This is a genomic window from Cupriavidus sp. 01T418, assembly GCF_056398885.1.
The window spans coordinates 255,130-274,244 of record NZ_JBFTQG010000001.1; the positions used below are offsets into that span (position 1 = coordinate 255,130).

Sequence of the window (19,115 nt, forward strand, 5' to 3'; positions counted from 1 at the left end):
GAAATATGGATCAAAGGCAAACACGCCAAGCGCGGGCAAGGCGCGCTCCAGTTCGACAGTAGGCGCCGTCAATGTCAAATTCGTGACGTGATCGGCAAGGCTGGCGCACCGGCCAGCGGGCATGGGCTCGGTCCGGCCACCGGGGGTTGGCGGCCGGACGGGCAGAACGTGGAGCGCGCCACCAATCGGATTCGCGCTAGGCAAGGTCGAACCGTCGCCGCTTGAAGCTGACCGTATCCTTGAAATCCTGCATGCTGCCAACGCGGCGCAGGTCCGCCCAGGTGCCCTTGTAGTACGGCACGACATTGCGGTCGGTCCACGGCGTGGTTACGTTTCCCATGACCCCGTTGAAATGACCAAACTGCATGAAGGTCTGGTTGCGTTTGATGTCCGGCTCCAGATACGCAAGGGCATAGGTGGAACCGTAGTCGTTATAGACTTCGACCACGTCGCCGGACGTCACGCCCAGCGCCCGGGCGTCCTCTGGATGGATCTCGAGATAGGCCATGGGCACCCGCGCACGCACGAACTCGTTGAACTGGTCGTGGTACATCGTCTGCCACACCTCGTTGACCCGGCCATTGTTGATCCAGAAGTGATACTTGGCCTTCTGCTCGGCGACCGGCTTCGGCAGTCCAGGCCAGGTCGCCGGCTTGAACTCGGCCTTGCCGTCGGCCGTATCGAACTTGCCGTCCATGTAGAGCATTTCGGTCCCGATCAGCTGGCCGTTGCGGTACTCCTTGGTGGGCAGCTGCACGCCATTGTTGCCCATCGCGCGCAGGCGCTCGTACGTGACCAGATTGCCGGTCTTGCCGCCCTGGCTATCGATCGGGACGGCGCCAGGTTGGCCCGCCTGGCGGAAGCCGTCATTGAAGGCATCCTCTTCGGTCCGCCAGTCGAAGCCGCCAAAGCGCGCGGCCATCTCGCGCTTGCCCTCGGCTTCGTACAGCCGCTTGAGCGTATTGGCGATATCGGCGGCGATCAGGCAGTCCGGACGCGCGGTGCCCGGTGGATCCATGAACCGGTCCGACAGGCGCATCCGGCGCTCGCCGTTCATCGAAGTCAGGTGCATCTCGCCCGGATGGGCGGCCGGCAGCATCAGATGCGCGGCGTCTGCCAGGCTGGTGGGATACAGGTTGATGTTGGTCAGGAACAGCCCGCCCTTGCTCTTCACCGCGTCGTAGATCGCATCCGCCATCTGCGGCCCGGTAGCCCCGCGCTGGCGTGCCATCGCCTCTCGCACGACCGCGGTGCGCCGCAGGATCACGGCGCGGTGCTCCTGCGCATTGAGCGTGGTCTGAAATGGATTGGCGCCCCACGCCGTGTACATCAGCCCCTTGCCGTGGATGATCTCCTGGTCCACGTAAATCTTCGTGTTGCCAGGATACGGCGGCCTGGCATAACCCTCCTGGTGCCCACCCATGCGCACCACGCCCGTGCCCCGCCGGCCCACGTTGTGCGTGGCCAGTACCAAGTCCACCAGCGCGGACTGAATAAGGTAGTTGTCGTTGCCCCAGATGATGCCCTTTTCATAGGCGTGCATCGTATGCGGCCGGTGCCCGGACGCCTTTGGCTTGTAGGCCCACTCCGCCGCGCGCCTGAGCTTATCGACCGGGACGCCGGTGATGCGACTCGTGTCTTCCAGCGACAACCGGTTCGCCTGCAGCGCCGCATCGAAGCCCTTGGTATAGCCCGCGATGAACTCCTTGTCGTGCCAACCCTGTTCGACCACGTAGGTCAGCAACCCATCGAACAGCGCGATGTCGGTGCCGGGCTCGATATCGAGGTGCAGCACGTTGTCCTTGCCGCCCGCCTGCTCCGCCACCGCGATCGTCGTGGTGCGGCGCGGGTCCACGAAGATCACCTTGGCCGCGGCAACGCTTTCGCCCGGGAAGCGCGCCTTGCGCTTGTCCATGGTCTGGCCCTGCAGATTCGGCAGCCAGTGGGCCAGGAAGTAGTTGGTCTGCGTTTCGTAGGAGTTGCAGCCGATCGCCACGATTACGTCGGCCAGTTCGGCGTCCTCGTAACTGTTGTTGAGCTCCCCGATACCCATTTCGCGGGTGGCGTGGCATTCGGAGTTGTATGCCGGCCGGTTGTGGATGCGAACCAGCGGCGTCTGTAAGGCGGTGAACATCAGCTTGCCAGTGCCCCAGGTGTTTTCGAAGCCGCCGCCCGCACCACCGTGGTCAAAGCAATCGAACGCCAGCCCGGCGGGCCCGTCGCGATCCAGGATCCGCTTGGTCACGCCGGCGTACAGGGCCAGGGCATCATCCCAACTGGTATCGACCCACTGATCGGCCATATAGACGCGCGGGCTGCGCAAGCGGGCCCTGGCCACGCCATCGGGGTTGTACATCACCTTGGCCAACTGGCCGCCTCGCGTCGACGACAAGCCCTTGTTCACGCTGCATTGCTTGTCGGGGACGATGAGGATGTTGTGGCGCTGGCCGTCCCGGTCGGTGATGGTGTTCTGCATGTTCGGCGTCATCACCACCGCCAGCGCAGGCAGCTGCTTGCGAAAGTCCAGCCCCAGCGCGTTCTGACTGGGCGCTCGCCCTCCCTCGCTATTCTCCGGCCATTTGTAGACGTGATAGCCGCAGCCGACGATGCAGAAATGGCAGGTCAGGTTGGTCCGCTGCGCATTCACGGGTGGCAGCGCCACCCGGTCCTTGTTGGTTGCCATGGCAGTACGCCCCCTTCACAGCAGGTTGGCTTGACGTCCGTAGATCAGCCCCTCGACACCGACGGCTTTCACCGTGCCATCGCTGGCGTTGTACTGGAGTTGGATCATCGGCAGATTCTCGGTTGCCTGCCCCGATACCATCTGGCCGCTCTTCTCAGGGTCGAAGATGCTGAAATGGCAGGGGCATTTGAAGGTGCGCGCGCCAGCGTCGTAGGCGACGGGGCAGCCCATGTGCGTACAGAGCGTGCTGTAGGCCACCACGTCGCGGTCGGGGCCGACCCCGCCGGGCACCGGAATCCCCATCTTGATGACGGCACAGGGTGACGACGCGTCCGGGTAGAGGAAACTGACCGGGGTATTGACCCGCAGCTGGCCAAGGTGCGCGACCACTCTAGGGGTGAACGGCAAGGTCGTCCGACCTAGCTGTGCGGGGGGTGGCGCGGCCTGCGCCGGAGTGGGCAAGCTCCCCGAAACGCCAACGCCGGCCGCCGCGCCGCCGGTGGCCTTCAGGAACTGTCTGCGCGTGATGGACATGATCACCCCTTCTACGGAATGCGATAGCGATGCCCGTCGCGGGTCTCCGGCATTCCGTGGTCGTTGGCATGGGGGTCATGCTTGCGGCCGCAGCCCCGGTGGGGCCACGCGGCTATGACAACAGCCGATATTTTTGGAAATATTTAATTATTTCTAGGGCAACGGTGCAACGAATGCAAGTTGCACTGCGGTACAGACAGTCGCCAAAAAGTGCAACCGCGCCACCCCCCTTGGCTGGCATGGGCCACCTTGGCCGCCGGAGATCAAAGTTAAGTGAGCAAAGTTCAGCGTTGAGCGAATCTCGACAGCGGAATCGTCAAGCATGATTTGCGCGCACTCAAACCAGTAAAGTCAAAGCGGGTTTCACCAACCCGCGCGGGGAGGTAAACACGGTTGCAAGCCGCGAGGTTTGCGTTGTCTTTGGTTGGCTTCCCTCTCCCGCCCGCGGGAGAGGGCGCCGGGGAGAGGGCGGGCCCCGGCAAGAGCGTGACGTCTCGCTTGGCCCGTGCGGCGAGGAAGTCGGGTGTCTGCCCGTTACATCATGCGGCGCGAAAAATGCCCTTGCTCCGCTCCTGCCATCAGGTCGGCAAACTGGTCGCTGCTCATGTGGACGAGTTGCTGGTGATCGCCTGCCTCGAAGAACACGTCGGGCTGGGCTAGCAGGCTGTCGTCGAGGTAGGTGTGCATGCCGTAGGCCATGGCGACCGGCGGTATCGCGCCGAGGTCGCAATCCTTGAAGACTTCGCGGATTTCCTCTTCGTGAGCGAGCACCAGCGTGCGCCCGGTTTGCGCGCAGATGGCGGCCAGGTTCAGGTGGTGGCTGGATGGGATCACGGCGGCTACGTAGCCGATGTCATCCTCCAGCAACAACGTCTTGGCCAGGCGATCTCCGGGAACGTGCGCAGCCTCCGCAGTGGCCATGCTGCTGAGGGTGTAGGGATGGCGGATGGTGTCGAAGCGGCTGTTTCTGCTGTTGAGGCAATTTGCCAGTGTGGTAGCCAAGGCCATGGTGCGTCTCCTTCGCTGTACGTTGTGCTCAGGGCCACGGGGGCGGGCCCCTGCCTTTCCTACTATAGACGGTGCAATGCTGTCCGCCGCGACCGCCTTGCCGCCAGGCATGCCTTCATGCCTCCTCGTCCGCTTGCGCGGGCGGTGCCCGGCGCGGCTGGGGCCACAGGGCCTGCAATTCGGTCTTGAGGAAATTCAGCAGGTAGCGCGTGGCCATGGTCTGGTAGCGGTTGGGCATGGTCAGCAGATAGAGGCGGCTGCCGAATACGCTGATGTGGTAATCCGCCAGCACGGGCTGCAAGGTGCCCGCGTCGAGTTCCGCGTCGACGGCATAGCGCGGGAAGATGCCCAGGCCGAGATCGCCCAGCACGCCGTCCTTCAGGAAGGCGAAGTTCTCCGAACTCAGCGTGGGCTCCAGCGCCACCTGTTCGCGCATGGCGTCGCTGCCGTTGGCGCGTGTGCCGAAGGCTTTCAGCTTCTGGCCGATGGGCGAGGCACAGACGATGGCATGGTCCTTGAGGTCGGCCAGCACGCGCGGATGCGGCTGCGCCGCGAGATAGCCAGGCGACCCGCACACCACCCATTCGACCACGCCGATCTCGGTCGCCACCACCGAATCCGGCGGCGTGGAAATGATGCGCAGGGCGACTTCGACGTCTTCGGACACCAGGTTGTGGATGCGGTTGTCGAACACCACGTCGAGCGTGATGTCGGGGTAGCGATGCTTGAACTTCACCAGCAACGGCGAGAGCAGCGAATGCCCCAGCCCCGTGGGTACCGACAGGCGCACGTGGCCTTGCAGGCTCTTGCCCATGCTGGTGATCAACGCGTTGGCCGCCGCCACTTCGCCGAGGATGTTGCGGCCGTGTTCGTACAGGCCGGCGCCCACCGGCGTGGGTTCGACATGGCGGGTGGTACGGCGCAGCAATTGCACGCCCAGTTCCTCTTCAAGCGCCTTCAGGTGGTAGCTTACGTTCGCGCGGGTCATTTTGAGCTTGCGCGCGGCAGCCGAGAGGTTGCCGGCGTCGACGATGTCCACGAAAAGGCGTAGGGCGTTCAGATCCATGGGGTAGGTGGGCTTCCTTTGGGGGAAAACGTGCCGGCGGGCGCGGGCACGGCAGATAGTGTAGCGTTTGCAGCCAGCATGATTGAGTCAATAGGGCGCAATGCACAGGTTCGGCGCTGCCCCTATTGCCCCATTGCCCCATTGCTCTATTGCCCTCCTATTGCCCGTGGCAGGATTTCCTTGGCGTGAGCCTGCTGGCCAATACGCCATCCCTGCTTGCGGACAATCCGTTCACGGGAATCAGGTCGCTCGGCGATCCTGCCCGGTGCGTTTGAACAGCGGAATTGAATTCGGCCTCGGCAGCAAAAGGAAATTCGACCGATCTTGGCATTGCATTGCCTCGGGCTCACGCGGACTCCGCGGCGCGCCATGCCGGCCAGCCATTCGACCGACCTGCCGTCGGGCACGAATACGGCGAAATCAAAGCGAGCTGCTGCCTGGCGCTCAGCATCGGGAGTGGGCCTTATCCCGATGTCCGGTAATTATCATAAGCCCATCTATCGTAAGCCCATCCTCGCCGGGCCTGTCTTCCTTATCACATCGGTATCGTCCAGTCATCTTTCGGATTAGTCTGATGGCTTGCCTGGCGATGACTGGCGCAATGTCCTTGCAAGGACAATGTGGACGGCTTTGTCTTATTGCGTCTTCGTGCCGATGTGTGTCGCCGTGAGCCGCGTCAATGCCGTCAGCGGCAAGCGGGAGCATATTGTCGGCCCCTCGTTGCCGCGCAAGCTATTACTTGAATCCGGCAATGCGGTCAGGAATTGGTCCGCTCCGGCCCGGCATTCCACACTCCAATCCGCCGTGCAATGCGTGTGTCCGGGAGCCTTTTCATTTCGGTACAGTTTCGGTCGGATGTATCAAGTTATTACGCTATTGGATTTTCTTTAATCAAACGTGGTAGGCTGTGCCGGCAAAATCTCCCCTATCATTGAATTAACACCGCTCCAGGAGAATCAACATGGCGACTTACAAGCAACTGATTGCAGAAAAGGAAGCGCTTGAGTCCAAGCTGGCAGAGATGCGTGCCAGCGAAGTGGACGGCGTTATTGCCCAGATTCAGGGCCTCATGGCGGAATACGAACTGACGCTCGACGATATCGCCCCGAAGCGCCGCCGGGGCCGCCCGGCCGCCAGCGCGAATGGCGCCGCGGCCAAGCCCAAGACCAGCCTGCCCCCCAAGTATCGCGATCCCAAGACCGGCGCCACCTGGACCGGCCGTGGCCGTGCACCGGCATGGCTGGGTAGGAACCGCACCCGTTTCCTGATTGCCGAAGCCTGATCGCGCCGTAGCAGCCTGAACGCGCTGGCCCCGGCCGGCGCTCGCCTGCCCATCTGGTTTGTCCCTTATCGGGCATTGCGATAAGCCATTGGCCGCGCCATGCGCGCGCCAATGGCGTCCGGGACAATATTCCAAAGGATGCAAATAAAAAAAGCGCTGCTTTCAGCGTTAGTGCTTGCTGTGTTCTTTGCCGCGCAGGCGGCGCATCCGCATTGTCAAATCTTGTTATCCATTCTGTCCAGTGTCTGTGGGATTGTCAAATCCATGTGTCGGCGTACCATGTGAGCCACATCGTTGTTTGCTTTGATCGGAGATCCCCATGAGCCTGGATGCAGAATCCTTTTCGCTGCTGCGCGCGTCGGTGCAGCGTTTCATCGACGAACGCCTGAAGCCGGCGGAAGACACGCTCGAGGAAACCGACGACGTACCGGCCGATATCGTCGCCGACATGAAGGAGATGGGCCTGTTCGGGATCTCCATTCCGGAGGCCTATGGTGGCATCGGCTTGTCGATGGCGCAGGAATGCGATGTGGTGTATGACCTCGGTCACACCGCATTAGCCTTCCGCTCGGTCTTCGGCACCAATGTCGGCATCGGCTCGCAGGGTATCCTGATGGACGGCACCGAGGCGCAGAAGCAGGAATACCTGCCGAAGATCGCCAGCGGCGAACTGGTCATCTCGTTCGCGCTGACGGAGCCGAACGCGGGTTCCGACGCGGCTTCGCTGCAGACCAAGGCCGAACTCGACGGCGATCACTACGTCATCAACGGCACCAAGCGCTTCATCACCAACGCGCCGCGCGCCGGCGCCTTTACGCTGATGGCGCGCACTGGCGGCGCCGGGGCATCGGGTATTTCCTCGTTTATCGTGCCAGCGAACACGCCGGGCGTCTCGCTCGGCAAGCCGGACAAGAAGATGGGCCAGCGCGGCACCAAGACCTGCGACGTGGTCCTGGAAAACGTGCGCGTGCCTGCCGCCAACATCATCGGCGGCGTGCCCGGCGTTGGCTTCAAGACCGCCATGAAGGTGCTCGACCGCGGCCGCCTGCATCTCTCCGCACTGGCCTGCGGCATGGCGCACCGCCTGATTACCGATGCCGTGGCCTACGCCAGGGAGCGCAAGCAGTTCGGCCAGCCGATCGGCGATTTCCAGCTGATCCAGGCCATGCTGGCCGATAGCCAGGCCGAGATGTATGCCGGCTTGTCGATGGTGCGCGACTGCGCCCAGCGCTACGACGCCAAGACGCCTGGCAAGAGCGATCCGGAAGTCAGCATGCTGGCCTCCTGCACCAAGATGTTCTGTACCGAGATGGTAGGCCGCGTGGCGGACCGCGCTGTGCAGATCCATGGTGGCGCCGGTTATATCGCCGAGTACAAGGCCGAGCGCTTCTATCGCGATGTGCGCCTGCTGCGCCTGTATGAGGGGACCACGCAGATCCAGCAACTGATCATCGCCAAGCAATTGCTGCGCGACTGATCGGACGACGCGAAGCGAGGCGGGCGCAAGGCCCGCCTTGTCGTTCGCGTGCGCACGCCTGCCCGGCTCGCGGGCCAATCGAAGCGCGCACGCGTTTGTCCTGTTGCTTTCAACGGAGGCCGCCCCGATGGCAATTGCCGCTCTCAGTCTTCCCGTTCGCAGTGCCGACCTGCCGCCTCGGCGGAACCCGGCCAGCCACGGTGCCGCCGTCCTCGCGCCGTCGTGGCAAACGGTGCCGGACCCCGATAGCGCACCGTGCTACCCGATCATCGAAGCGCTGATGGCCTGCGCCGCGCGTCCCTCGAATGCGCCGCTGGACTGTATCCGCCTGGCGCTCGACGCGGCCGGCGTGCTGGGCCGCGCCGATCCCGTGACCTCGGTCCAGCCGACCCGCCTGCAGAGCTTTGACGGCGCGCTCTACCGCACCGGCACCGGCGCCTGGACCATTCTCTACAGCGATAGCCTGGCCGCGCCGGATGTGCGCTTCATGATTGCTTACCTGCTGGGCTGCCAGTTGCTCGGCGGCGGCGCGCTGGACTACGTGGAATGCGCGAACGCCGACCTGATGGCGATGCCGGACGATGATTCCGCGGGCGGGCTGGCCTATGGCTTCGCGAGCCGGCTGCTGATGCCGCTCAACGCCTGCCGCCTGGCCTTGCCCGGCGCCGTGGACCTCGACGTGCTGGCCACGCTGGCCGGACGCCTCTGCCTGCCGGTGCATCACGTGGCGCGGCGCTGGTTGTCCTATACCTCCCGCAAGGCCATGCTGACGCTCAGGCGCGATGGCGCCGCGCTTGGCACCTGGGCCAGCGAGACGGCGTTCGGGCTGCTCGCCGGTGACCTCGGCGGCGGGAAGGGCTTGCGCGCGGCACCGCAAACGCTGCGGCTCGACGACGGCCTCAGCATCGAGCTGGCCGTGGACGCCAGGCATGGCGCAACGCGGGCAGGCGCGCACCAGCACGCGGCCTTTCCCTTCTAACCCCGGCGGCGCGCGGGCCATCGCCCGCGCCCGTCCCGGCGTCAGTGTTCGTGATGCAGGTATCTGGCCTGCCGCGGCAAGCGGAAGCTGACGACAAACACGATGACCATCATCACCGTCACGTACCAGTAGAAGCTGGATTCGTGGCCGAGGGCTTTCAGGTCCAGCGCCACAAACTCGGCGGAGCCGCCGAAGATTGCGTTAGCGACGGCATAAGCGAGCCCCACGCCCAGCGCCCGGATTTCGGTCGGGAACATCTCGGCCTTGACGATGCCGCTGATGGAGGTGTACAGGCTGACGATGGCCAGGGCGAGGGAAATCAGCACGAAGGCGCCGAAGGGACTGTGGACGCTGCCGAGCGCGGTGAGGATCGGTACCGTGGCCAGCGCACCCAGCGCGCCGAACAGCTGCATATTGGCGCGCCGCCCGATGCGGTCGGAAAGCGCGCCGAAGAATGGCTGCATGCACATGTAGAAAAACAGGCAGCAGGTCATCACATAGCTGGCGGTCTTGATCGGCATGCCGGCGCTGTTCACCAGGTACTTCTGCATATACGTGGTGAACGTGTAGAAAATCAGCGAACCGCCCGCGGTGTAGCCAAGCACGGTAAAGAAGGCCGCCTTGTGATTGCGGAACAGCTCGGTCAGCGTGCCGGCCTCCTTGCTGCCGCGGGTGGCCGCGGAGGTGGTTTCATGCAAGGTGCGGCGCAGCAACAGCGCCACCACCGCCGTGATCGCGCCGATCACGAACGGGATGCGCCAGCCCCAGGCCTTGAGTTCCGGCTCGTCCAGGAACTGCTGCAGCACTACGACCACGAGCACGGCCAGCAATTGGCCGCCGATCAGCGTGACGTACTGGAACGACGAGAAAAAACCGCGCTGGCCCTTGAGCGCGACCTCGCTCATATAGGTTGCGGTGGTGCCATACTCGCCGCCCACCGACAGCCCCTGCAACAGCCGCGCCACCAGGAGCAGTGCCGGCGCCCAGGCACCGATGCTGTTGTAGGTGGGCAGGCTGGCGATCATCAGCGAACCGCAGCACATCATCGTCACCGAGAGCAGCAGCGAGTTCTTGCGGCCGTGCCTGTCGGCGAAGCGGCCAAATAGCCACCCGCCGATCGGCCGCATCAGGAAGCCCGCGGCAAATACGCCCGCCGTATTCAGCAATTGCGCGGTGGGATCGGATTTGGGGAAAAAGGATCCCGCGAAATAGATTGCGCAGAACGCATAGATGTAGAAGTCGAACCACTCGACAAGATTGCCGGAAGACGCAGCCACGATCGCGTAGATGCGCTTGCGCTTTTCCTCGGAGGTCGGCGGTGCATCGAGAAGGGGGGTGGACAGCTCGGTCATGATTTGTCTCTTCCTTTCGGCAGGTCGTCCACGTGAAGAGCCGTGGCGCGAGATCGGCACGTAGCATCCAGTGTAGTGCGCTTGTGCATGCTCGCGTCGAGTCCCTGCCGACTCGGTAACCGCTAGCCAGGCATGAGCCAGGCATGAAGAGACAGATGGGAAGGAGCAGGCGGGGAAGGAACGCGAAGCACAGGAAGAACGAGATGCCGCCATGAATGAACCAGGGGCTTCCTGTGCAAGGTGACGGCGCCGCACGAAAACAAACCGGCACCGATGCTGGTCGCGGCAAGCGGCACGCCAGGTGCCGCTTGCCGTCCGGCGGCAGGCCCGTGCCGCCGTGTTCGACGTGGATGGCGCCTCTTGCCGCGACTTACGGCTATATCGCGCGGGTTACTGCGTGGGTTCTTGCGTTTCTTGCGCTTCTTGCGGCCAGACTCCGTCCACATCCCTTAGCAGATGGCCTGCCAGGATGTAGTCGCCCAGTCGGGTCGCCTTGGCTTCGAGATCGAGCAGTTCATGATCGGCCAGCGTGCCGAGATCGAACTGGCAATACAGGTTGCGCTGCCGGAAGGTGGTCTTGGTCTTGGCCAGCCCCTCGATCAGGGCTTCGCGCGAATGGACAGCAATGCTTTCCTGTCCGCGGTATTGCACTTTGATGCCGCGTTTCTCTCCGAGCCGGCCGAGTTCGACGGCGTCCTGCCATCCGGTTTCATAGTCCAGCTCAAGCGCCAGCACATCTTTCGATGCGAGAAGCCGAAGCGCTTCTGCTTTGCTGCTAGCTCGCACTATTGACATCCACACCTCTTATATCGTCTTATACTGTACGAATATACAGTCAACGCGTCATTGCGGCAAGGGGTTAGCCCCCGGGCGCTTTACACTACTTTTGGACTACCGCGCCGGCAGCGTCCTCCGCCGCCTCGCGCTGCCGCTATTTTCCTCCAGTCTGGCCCATTTAGGGAGTGGGCGCGGTCTCAACAGCCGCGCCGTTCGTTTTCATCGTCGCTCCGGCATTTTGCGCTGCCGTGACAGAAAAATCCCCCGCATAGACATGCACCACCCGCGCCGGGTCCAGGTACCTGCGGATTGCCGCGTTGACCTGTTCGACGGTCGCTGTGGCGATAGCTTGCTCGTACTCTGTGACAAAGCGCATCGTGCGCCCCAGGAACAGCTGGTTGGCCAGCTCGCCGGCCAATGCCGAGTCGCTGGTGCGGCCAAGCGTGCCTTGCTGCAGCAGGCCGCTCCTGGCTTGCGCCAGTTCCTCCGGCGTAATGCCGGTCTTGGTCAGGCGGGACAATTCCTCTTCGACGCCGCGCTTGAGTTTATCCAGGTTCTGCGGCGCATAGAGCGCTTGCATGCCGAACCTGCCGTTGGTGTCGAGCGCACCCACGTGCACGAAGCTGCCGACACTGTAACTGATGCCGTCGTGTTGGCGTAGCCGATCTGCGAGGCGACCCTTGAGCGCGTTGCCGCCGAACACACGATTGGCAATGACCAGAGCCGGATAATCCGGGGAATTGCTGGTCAGCTCGATCGGCAGGGCGGCCAGGTAGATGGCATTGGCCTTGCCCGGGGTCTCGCGGGTCAGACGGGCGGGAGCGAGCGGAATGAAAGGGCGTTCGACACGGATATAGGGCGCCTGCGCCTGCCAGTCGCCGAACAGGGTGGCGAGCTGCGCCTCGGCCGCCTCGCGGTCGAAGTCGCCGACCAGCACCACCTGTCCGTGGCTGGCCCCATAGAAGCGCGAGTGAAAATAGCGCAAGTCGGCCAGCCGCACCTGCCTGAGTGCCGCAATATTCTCTTTTGTCGTGGGGACATAACGCGGGTCCCCCAGCTCGTAGGGATTGCCGTGGCGGCCGAGCGCATTCGATGCGACTGTCTCGGGCTGGCTCAGCCCGCTTTCGACGCCGGCAATGGCGTTGGCGCGCAGCGTCTCGAACTCGGCGGCGGGCAGGCTGGGTTCGCGCAGGATGTCGCGCAGCAGCGTCAGCGTAGCGGCCAGCGTTTCTCGCCGCGCCTCGAAGCGCACGTTGACGGATTCGGCGTCGCCCTGCAACGACACCACGGCCTTGAGCGCATTCAGTTTGTCGGCGATCTGCTGGCGATCCAGGCCAAGGGTGCCGCGCATCAGCATGGCGGCGGTGAGGGTGCCGGCGGCATCCATGCCTTGCAGGCTGTTTTCGTCGCCCATGCGCAGGATCAGCATGCCATTGACGGTCTGCCCGCGGCTGGGCTTGGGCAGCAAGGCGAACTGCATGCCGTTGGCCAGCTTGCCGCGCGAAGTATGGGACTCGATATTGTCCGGGCTCGGGTCGAAGGCCGGCACGGCGGCCTTGGCCGGCCTGGCCTGGTAGGCGGCCACCAGCGTGGCGATGTCCGGCGCGGCGGGCATGCTGGCCTGCGCGAGTGCCTCGGCCGGCGTATCGCCGGGCATATCGATGGGCACGAAGCGGCCCAGCGTGCGGTTGCTCGCGCGCAGGTAGTTCTGCGCCACCCGCTGCAGGTCGGCCAGCGTCACGCGTTCGGCCTGCTGGCGTGCGATCTGCAGCAAGCGCCAGTCGCCCTTGGCGATGGCCTCGGACAAGGCCACGGCATAGCCGGAGGGATTCTCCAGCAGGCGCTCGTAGCCGTTGAGCATACGGGTGCGGGCACGCTCCAGTTCCACCTCGGTGATGGGCCGGGCGGCAATGCCCTCGATCTGTGCCAGCAGCACCTGCCGCGCCGCCCCGAGATCCTGTGACTTGCTCAGTCCGGCGGCGAACAGGATCGTGCCGGGATCCTTCAGCGACGACAGCGAGCCGAACTGCCAGCTGGCCTTGCCGCTCTCGACCAGCGCCTTGTACAGGCGGCCGCCCGAGCCATCGGTGAGGATGTCGGCCAGCAACTGCATGGCCACGGTATCCGGATGGGCGCCGGGGGCGATATGGTATTGCACGGCAACCACCTGCGAGTCGCCGACGCGGCGCAGCGTGACCTCGCGCGCGCCTTCCTGCGGCGGCTCCACGGTGTATTGGGCCGGCAGCGTGCGCGACGGGCGCGGGATCGCACTGAAGTAAGTGCCGATGCGCGCCAGCGTGGCGGCCGTGTCGAACTTGCCGGCCACCACCAGCACCGCGTTGTCGGGCTGGTAATAGCGCCGGTAGAAGTCCTGCAGGTTGCCGATGGCGACGTGCTCCACATCGCTGCGCGCGCCGATCGGCGGCTTGCCGTAGTTGTGCCAGCGATAGGCCGCCGAGCGCATCTGCTGCATCAGCACGCCGCCGGGGCTGTTCTCGGCACGCTCCATCTCGTTGCGCACCACCGTCATCTCGCTGTCGAGGGCCTCGCGGGCGATAAAGCTGTTGACCATGCGGTCCGCTTCCATTTTCAGCGCCCAGTCGAGGTTCTCCTCGCTGGCGGCAAAACTCTCGAAGTAGTTGGTACGGTCGAAGGCGGTGGTGCCGTTGAACTGCATGCCGCGGCGCGTGAATTCCTGCGCGATGGCGTTGCCCGGCAGGGATGGCGTGCCCTTGAACAGCAGATGTTCGAGCAGGTGGGCCATGCCGCTTTCGCCATAGTTCTCATGGCGGCTGCCGACCAGGTAGGTCATGTTCACGGTGGTGACGGGCTGCGCGGCATCGGGCGCCAGCAAGATGCGCAGGCCGTTGGGGAGCCGGTACTCGGTGATGCCTTCCACGCTGGCCACTTCGGCCGGCGCGCCGGCAGCGGCCGCCGGCGTTGCCGGCGCAGCGGGTACGGAGACGCTGAAAGCCAGGGCCAGCAGGCAGGTAAGGCGCTTGAAGATGAGACGCATGCGGAATTCGATGTGCGGATTGGCTGCCTTGTCGCGGGGCGCGGCAAGTCGGCCGCGGTAAGGCCGGCCCGATAGCTGATTCTAGCTGTTGTCGGCCCCATGGCCACACGGCGCCGCGCTTCCCGGTCGATTCGCCGTGAACCTGGGAATATTCCGCATCCTTCGGACTCCGGCATGGCGCCGAGGCAAATGTCCGAATCCGGCTAGTCCGGCCCGCGCGACGGAGTAGCATGCGGGCTATGAAACTTGATCCGGACACCTGCTACAAGGCCGTTGCCTCGCATGACCGCCGCTTCGACGGCCGCTTCTTCGTGGGCGTGTCGTCGACCGGCGTCTACTGCCGGCCGGTCTGCGCGGTGCGTACCCCCAAGCGCGAGAACTGTTCCTTCTACGAAACCGCGGCGGCGGCCGAGAAGCAAGGTTTCCGCCCCTGCTTGCGCTGCCGGCCCGAACTGGCACCGGGGCATGGGCTGGCCGACCTGTCGGGACGGCTGGCCCAGGCGGCGGCCACGCTGATCGACGAAGGTTTCATGGCCGATGCCGGCGTCGCCGGGCTGGCCGCGCGCATCGGCATTACCGAGCGCCACCTGCGCCGGTTGTTCGACGCGCAGTTCGGCGTCTCGGTGCTGGAGTACGCACAGACGCAGCGGCTGCTGCTGGCCAAGCGCCTGCTGACCGATACCGCGCTGACGGTCACCGATGTGGCGCATGCCGCCGGGTTTGGCAGCGTGCGGCGTTTCAACGATGTGCTCAAGACGCGCTACGGGCTGACGCCGCTCGCGATGCGCAAGCGCGCCGCCGACAACGTGGCCGACGAACTGGTGTTCGAACTGGGTTACCGTCCGCCGATGGCCTGGGCGGCCTTCCTGCAATTCCTGCGCGTGCGGGCGGTGGACGGCATCGAGCAGCTTGGCGATGACAGCTATGCGCGCACGCTGGCGATCGACGGCGCGGGCCGCAGCCATCTCGGCTGGCTGCGGCTGGAGCATGTGGCGCGGCGCCATGTGATCAAGGTGACTTTGTCCGGCTCGCTGGCGCACGTGATTCCGCAAGCGCTGGGGCGCGTGCGCCGCCTGTGCGACCTGGGTTGCCGGCCCGATGTGGTGGACCAGCACCTGGGGCCGCTGGCGGCCGAGGCGCCCGGCATGCGCCTGCCGGGCACGGTGGATGGTTTCGAGATCGCGGTGCGCGCGGTGGTGGGCCAGGTTATCTCCGTGAAGCATGCTCGCGCGCTGCTGGCGCGGCTGGCCGAGCACCACGGCCGCGCGCTGGCGCAGCCGGCGCCTGCGCTGCGCCTTACCTTCCCTGACGCAGCCACCCTGGCCGCGGTAACGCCGGAGAGCCTGCGCGAGATCGGCATTCCGCTGGGCAAGGGCCGGGCCATCCACGCTATCGCCAGCCGAGTGGCGGCGGGCGAACTCAGGCTGGAGCCCAGCGCCGCGCCGGAAGACACGCTGGCGCGCCTGCGTGCGATCGAAGGCGTGGGCGACTGGACCGCGCAATACGTGGCCATGCGCGCGCTAGGCTGGCCGGACGCCTTCCCGGGTACCGACTATGTCTTGCGCAAGGTGCTCGGCATCGCTACCGTGCGAGGCATGAACGAGCACGTGGCGCAGTGGGCGCCGTGGCGTGCCTACGCTGCCATCCACCTGTGGCGGCGCCACGAAGAACGCAAGCCGGGACAAGAAGACAGGAAAAGGGACACACCATGATTGCCTACCGTATCGTCGCCAGCCCGCTGGGCGAAGTCCTGCTGCGCGCGGATGGCGCGCGTTTGAGCGGACTGTTCTTTACCGGGCAGAAGTACTATCCGGCGGCAGCCACGCCGGATGCCGATGTACCCGCCGCCGCCAGGCCGCTCTTCGAGCAGGCCGCCGACGAGCTGGCCGATTACTTTGCCGAACGCCTGCAGGCCTTCTCCGTCCCGACGATGCTGGCCGGCAGTCCGTTCCAGCGCAGCGTCTGGCAGGCACTGTGCGAGATCCCGTTCGGCGAGACCATTTCCTACGGCGAACTCGCTGCCGGTCTTGGGCTTGCGCCCACCCACGCGCGCGCGGTAGGCGGCGCGGTGGGGCGCAATCCCTTGTCGGTGATCGTGCCCTGCCACCGCGTGCTGGGCGCGAGCGGCGACCTGACCGGCTACGCCGGCGGCACGGACCGCAAGCGCGCGCTGCTCAAGCTGGAGGGCACGGCCGCGGCCATGGCATTGCCTATCTTGCGCCAGTCAGCGTTGGCCCTGGAGTGAACGCAGGCACGCAAGCGAGGCGAGACCGATGGCACGCCTGTTCGTCGCAATCGAGATCCCGCAGCCGCTCGCGCTTGCGCTGCTCGCGCGCGTACCCCGCGTGGCGGGCATCCGGCCAGCGGCACTGAACCAGATCCATCTCACGCTGCATTTCCTCGGAGAGCAGGAGGACACCGCGGCAGCGCGCATCGAGCAGGCGCTGGAGACGGTGTCCGGCGTGCCGTTTGCGCTTACCGTGAAAGAGGCTGGCTGTTTCCGCAGCCGGGGCAACAGCGTGCTGTGGGCGGGCGTGGCGCCCAACGCGGCGCTGGATGGCTTGCACGCGGGCGTGGAGTACGCCCTCGCCGGAATGGGTGGCGGGCACGACGACAAGAGCACTGCCGGGCCGGACTCCGCTTCACGGCCCCGGGCGCGTTCCCATCCGCGCTTCCATCCACACATCACGCTGGCCCGTTGCATGCCGGCCGTGCCGGATACGGTGCTGCAGGCATGGCGGGGTTCGCACGACGGGATGGTGTGCGAGCCGTTCCATGTCGATCGCTTCATCCTGTACCAAAGCCACCTGCATTCCGGCGGCGCGCAGCATGTGTGCCGTCGCGCCTATGCGCTCAACGCCATGAAAGATCCTTTGGCAGGCTGATGCCGCACGCGAAGCGGCCCCGAAGCGGCCCATCAGGCCAGGTTGCTCAGGCCCAGCGCAAGCCCCAACCCCAGCAGCGCCGAACCGATCACGCGGTCCAGCACGCGCTGCCGCCCCAGCATCGCGGCGCGCAGCGCGGGCGTGGTGAAGCAGCACGCAATCAGCCCGAACCACACCAGGTGCGTCAGCGACATGAACAGGCCATAGCCGAACTGCACTGCCTGCGGCGTTTGCGTGGTCAGCACCTGCGTGTAGGTGCTGACCACGAACAGCGTGGTCTTGGGATTGAGCGCATTGGTAAGAAAACCCATCTTGAGCGCGCCGGACGATGTCAACGCCGGCGTGGCAGCGTGCGCTGCGAACGACGCCACAGTCTCATCCGGCACGCGCTTGCGCAAGGTCTGGATGCCGATCCAGATCAGGTAGGCGGCACCGAGGATCTTGACCACGGTCAGCAGGCCACGGGCGTGCTCCATCAGCAGCGCCACGCCGAACATCGTATAGAAGACGTGCACCTGCACGCCCAGCGCGATGCCGAGCGCGCAAAGCAACCCCGCCCTGCGGCCATGCAGGTAGCTGTTGCGCATCACCATGGCGAAGTCGGGGCCGGGGCTGATTACGGCCAGCACGGTGATGGTGGCGACGGCCAGCAGTTCGGTGAGGGAATGCATATCGTGTGAGTATTCGTGACGTGGACGGGAACGGGCTCTTGGCGCCTGCATTTGGAATCCGGCTGGAACGATGCAATTCTCCGCGCCGGAAAGGCGCACCACAATCGATTTATACTCGTGCAAATCCGTGAGGAAAACTGACATAAAAACCACATCGAGGCGAACATGCATTGGCTGGGCGGGATACGTTTTTTCGAGGCGGCGGCACGGCACCAGAGCTTTATGCGGGCGGCCGACGAACTCCACCTGACCCACGGCGCCGTCAGCCGCCAGATTCGCCAGCTCGAGGAGGCGCTCGGCGTGGCACTGTTCGAGCGGCGCAACCGGGCCGTTTTCCTGACCGAGGCCGGACGCATCCTGCATGCCGCCGCCACGCAGTCGCTGGAAGTGCTGGCCACGGCGGCGGAGCGCATCCGCGCGCAGGGGCAGCCCAAGGCGCTGGTGCTGTCGTGCGAGCCCACCATTGCCATGCGCTGGCTGATTCCCCGCCTGCCGCGCTTTACCGAGGCGCATCCGGACGTGACGCTGCACCTGATGGCCGCCGGCGGGCCGGTCGACTTCGCCCGCAGCGGCGTGGACCTCGCGTTGCGCCGCAACGATTTTCACTTCGGGGCGCATCTGCATGCGCACGAGGTTGCCGAGGAATGGGTAGGCGTGGTGTGCCGCGCGGGCATCGGCACGGCGCGGGCGCCTGCCTTGAGTTCGCTCAACCGCCTGCACACGCGTTCGCGTCCCGATGCCTGGCAGCGCTGGGCCCAGGCCGCCGGCAGCACACAGCGCTTTGGCGCCGATGCGTGGTACGAGCATTTCTACCTGACCATCCAGGCCGCCGCGGCCGGGCTTGGCTGCGCCATCGCCTCGCGCCTCATGGTGGCCGACGAGATGGCCGACGGCCGCATCGTCGCGCCGCGGGGATTCGTGCGCGACGGCTCGTCTTACCATCTGCTCTCGGCGGTGGCGTTCGAGCGCGACGAGCGACGCCGTGCGGTCCGCGACTGGCTGTGCCACGAGGCGCAAGCATCGCTTGGCGCGGATCCTGGGACGGCGGCCGCGCCGGCGGACAGGGCAAAGGGGCGCCGCCGAGCCAAGGGCACAGCGGGCCAGCGCGTGGTGGGAAAGGGCGCTTTAAGTCACAAATTAGCAGGGTCAGACTAGTCCACGCAGACCACCGATGCGTAAATCCGCCCGGGCAGGCTACCCCACGGAAGTTTGTCTCAAGTTTTGCTACACTTTGCCGTTGTCCAAACAAGAGCTTGCATAGCGGCGGGCGCCGCGCTTAACATGCGGCGCTGGCTGCTCGCGCCCCGCTTGCACCTGATATGCGGGCAGCCCGAATTCCCCGTCGCAAGCCAGTCTGGCGCGACACAGGCCTCTCTCTCAGACGT

The 19,115-nt window shown here is 65.2% G+C and carries 15 protein-coding genes; 7 read left to right on the forward strand and 8 right to left on the reverse strand.

Features of this window, described 5'->3' with window-relative positions; all coding sequences use genetic code 11:
- Positions 1-196: 196 nt before the first annotated feature.
- The 4 genes from AC1DQ3_RS01170 to AC1DQ3_RS01185 all read right to left on the reverse strand — a co-directional run bounded on the left by AC1DQ3_RS01170 (position 197) and on the right by AC1DQ3_RS01185 (position 5,291).
- Positions 197-2,683 carry an arsenate reductase (azurin) large subunit gene (locus AC1DQ3_RS01170; RefSeq protein WP_477118332.1) on the reverse strand — a complete coding sequence of 829 codons (2,487 nt, stop codon included), beginning with the start codon at positions 2,681-2,683 and terminating at the stop codon, positions 197-199.
- A 15-nt stretch (positions 2,684-2,698) separates the two neighbouring features.
- Positions 2,699-3,217 (reverse strand): arsenate reductase (azurin) small subunit, encoded by a 519-nt coding sequence (locus AC1DQ3_RS01175; protein WP_477118333.1) that lies wholly within the window; start codon positions 3,215-3,217, stop codon positions 2,699-2,701.
- Positions 3,218-3,751: 534 nt separating this feature from the next.
- Positions 3,752-4,225, reverse strand: a complete 474-nt coding sequence (locus AC1DQ3_RS01180; protein WP_477118334.1) for an aminoacyl-tRNA deacylase — start codon at positions 4,223-4,225, stop codon at positions 3,752-3,754.
- Positions 4,226-4,340: 115 nt separating this feature from the next.
- Positions 4,341-5,291, reverse strand: coding sequence for a LysR family transcriptional regulator (locus AC1DQ3_RS01185; protein ID WP_477118335.1), 951 nt, complete (start codon positions 5,289-5,291; stop codon positions 4,341-4,343).
- Between the two features lie 961 nt (positions 5,292-6,252).
- Between AC1DQ3_RS01185 and AC1DQ3_RS01190 the strand changes: the two genes are divergently transcribed.
- From AC1DQ3_RS01190 to AC1DQ3_RS01200, 3 genes are all read left to right on the forward strand, one after another.
- Positions 6,253-6,573: an H-NS histone family protein gene (locus AC1DQ3_RS01190; protein WP_477118336.1), complete on the forward strand. Its 321-nt coding sequence runs from the start codon at positions 6,253-6,255 to the stop codon at positions 6,571-6,573.
- Between the two features lie 319 nt (positions 6,574-6,892).
- A complete protein-coding gene (locus tag AC1DQ3_RS01195; RefSeq protein WP_477118337.1) occupies positions 6,893-8,050 on the forward strand; it encodes an acyl-CoA dehydrogenase family protein in 1,158 nt (385 codons plus the stop codon).
- Positions 8,051-8,177: 127 nt separating this feature from the next.
- The gene (locus AC1DQ3_RS01200) at positions 8,178-9,029 is read left to right on the forward strand and encodes a hypothetical protein (RefSeq protein WP_477118338.1); all 852 of its coding nucleotides are present in this window, start codon (positions 8,178-8,180) and stop codon (positions 9,027-9,029) included.
- Positions 9,030-9,070: 41 nt separating this feature from the next.
- Here AC1DQ3_RS01200 and AC1DQ3_RS01205 read toward each other — a convergent pair whose 3' ends face one another.
- From AC1DQ3_RS01205 to AC1DQ3_RS01215, 3 genes are all read right to left on the reverse strand, one after another.
- Positions 9,071-10,381, reverse strand: coding sequence for an MFS family transporter (locus AC1DQ3_RS01205; RefSeq protein WP_477118339.1), 1,311 nt, complete (start codon positions 10,379-10,381; stop codon positions 9,071-9,073).
- A gap of 390 nt (positions 10,382-10,771) precedes the next feature.
- On the reverse strand, positions 10,772-11,176 hold the full coding sequence (locus AC1DQ3_RS01210; protein ID WP_035874511.1) for a hypothetical protein: 405 nt from the start codon (positions 11,174-11,176) through the stop codon (positions 10,772-10,774).
- A 160-nt stretch (positions 11,177-11,336) separates the two neighbouring features.
- Positions 11,337-14,174 carry a M16 family metallopeptidase gene (locus tag AC1DQ3_RS01215; RefSeq protein ID WP_477118340.1) on the reverse strand — a complete coding sequence of 946 codons (2,838 nt, stop codon included), beginning with the start codon at positions 14,172-14,174 and terminating at the stop codon, positions 11,337-11,339.
- A 239-nt stretch (positions 14,175-14,413) separates the two neighbouring features.
- Between AC1DQ3_RS01215 and AC1DQ3_RS01220 the strand changes: the two genes are divergently transcribed.
- Genes AC1DQ3_RS01220 through thpR form a run of 3 tightly spaced genes read left to right on the forward strand, consistent with a single transcriptional unit; the run spans position 14,414 to position 17,059 of the window.
- Complete coding sequence (locus tag AC1DQ3_RS01220) at positions 14,414-15,886, forward strand: AlkA N-terminal domain-containing protein (RefSeq protein WP_477118341.1); 1,473 nt, start codon at positions 14,414-14,416, stop codon at positions 15,884-15,886.
- Positions 15,883-16,419 carry a methylated-DNA--[protein]-cysteine S-methyltransferase gene (locus AC1DQ3_RS01225; RefSeq protein WP_477118342.1) on the forward strand — a complete coding sequence of 179 codons (537 nt, stop codon included), beginning with the start codon at positions 15,883-15,885 and terminating at the stop codon, positions 16,417-16,419. The genes AC1DQ3_RS01220 and AC1DQ3_RS01225 overlap by 4 nt, the downstream gene beginning before the upstream one ends.
- Before the next feature lie 28 nt (positions 16,420-16,447).
- Positions 16,448-17,059, forward strand: coding sequence for an RNA 2',3'-cyclic phosphodiesterase (gene thpR / locus AC1DQ3_RS01230; protein WP_477118343.1), 612 nt, complete (start codon positions 16,448-16,450; stop codon positions 17,057-17,059).
- Between the two features lie 32 nt (positions 17,060-17,091).
- On the opposite strand, the gene AC1DQ3_RS01235 is transcribed toward thpR, so the two are convergent.
- Positions 17,092-17,730: a LysE family translocator gene (locus AC1DQ3_RS01235; RefSeq protein WP_477118344.1), complete on the reverse strand. Its 639-nt coding sequence runs from the start codon at positions 17,728-17,730 to the stop codon at positions 17,092-17,094.
- Between the two features lie 165 nt (positions 17,731-17,895).
- Between AC1DQ3_RS01235 and AC1DQ3_RS01240 the strand changes: the two genes are divergently transcribed.
- Positions 17,896-18,885, forward strand: a complete 990-nt coding sequence (locus AC1DQ3_RS01240) for a LysR substrate-binding domain-containing protein (RefSeq protein WP_477118345.1) — start codon at positions 17,896-17,898, stop codon at positions 18,883-18,885.
- Positions 18,886-19,115: the final 230 nt, after the last annotated feature.

Coding starts and splice junctions, on each gene's coding strand:
- AC1DQ3_RS01180 (WP_477118334.1), bottom strand. CDS start 4,225: ATGGCCTTGGCTACCACACTGGCAAATTGCCTCAACAGCAGAAACAGC.
- AC1DQ3_RS01185 (WP_477118335.1), bottom strand. CDS start 5,291: ATGGATCTGAACGCCCTACGCCTTTTCGTGGACATCGTCGACGCCGGC.
- AC1DQ3_RS01220 (WP_477118341.1), top strand. CDS start 14,414: ATGAAACTTGATCCGGACACCTGCTACAAGGCCGTTGCCTCGCATGAC.
- AC1DQ3_RS01210 (WP_035874511.1), bottom strand. CDS start 11,176: ATGTCAATAGTGCGAGCTAGCAGCAAAGCAGAAGCGCTTCGGCTTCTC.
- AC1DQ3_RS01215 (WP_477118340.1), bottom strand. CDS start 14,174: ATGCGTCTCATCTTCAAGCGCCTTACCTGCCTGCTGGCCCTGGCTTTC.
- AC1DQ3_RS01240 (WP_477118345.1), top strand. CDS start 17,896: ATGCATTGGCTGGGCGGGATACGTTTTTTCGAGGCGGCGGCACGGCAC.
- AC1DQ3_RS01195 (WP_477118337.1), top strand. CDS start 6,893: ATGAGCCTGGATGCAGAATCCTTTTCGCTGCTGCGCGCGTCGGTGCAG.
- AC1DQ3_RS01205 (WP_477118339.1), bottom strand. CDS start 10,381: ATGACCGAGCTGTCCACCCCCCTTCTCGATGCACCGCCGACCTCCGAG.
- AC1DQ3_RS01170 (WP_477118332.1), bottom strand. CDS start 2,683: ATGGCAACCAACAAGGACCGGGTGGCGCTGCCACCCGTGAATGCGCAG.
- AC1DQ3_RS01235 (WP_477118344.1), bottom strand. CDS start 17,730: ATGCATTCCCTCACCGAACTGCTGGCCGTCGCCACCATCACCGTGCTG.
- thpR (WP_477118343.1), top strand. CDS start 16,448: ATGGCACGCCTGTTCGTCGCAATCGAGATCCCGCAGCCGCTCGCGCTT.
- AC1DQ3_RS01190 (WP_477118336.1), top strand. CDS start 6,253: ATGGCGACTTACAAGCAACTGATTGCAGAAAAGGAAGCGCTTGAGTCC.
- AC1DQ3_RS01225 (WP_477118342.1), top strand. CDS start 15,883: ATGATTGCCTACCGTATCGTCGCCAGCCCGCTGGGCGAAGTCCTGCTG.
- AC1DQ3_RS01200 (WP_477118338.1), top strand. CDS start 8,178: ATGGCAATTGCCGCTCTCAGTCTTCCCGTTCGCAGTGCCGACCTGCCG.
- AC1DQ3_RS01175 (WP_477118333.1), bottom strand. CDS start 3,217: ATGTCCATCACGCGCAGACAGTTCCTGAAGGCCACCGGCGGCGCGGCG.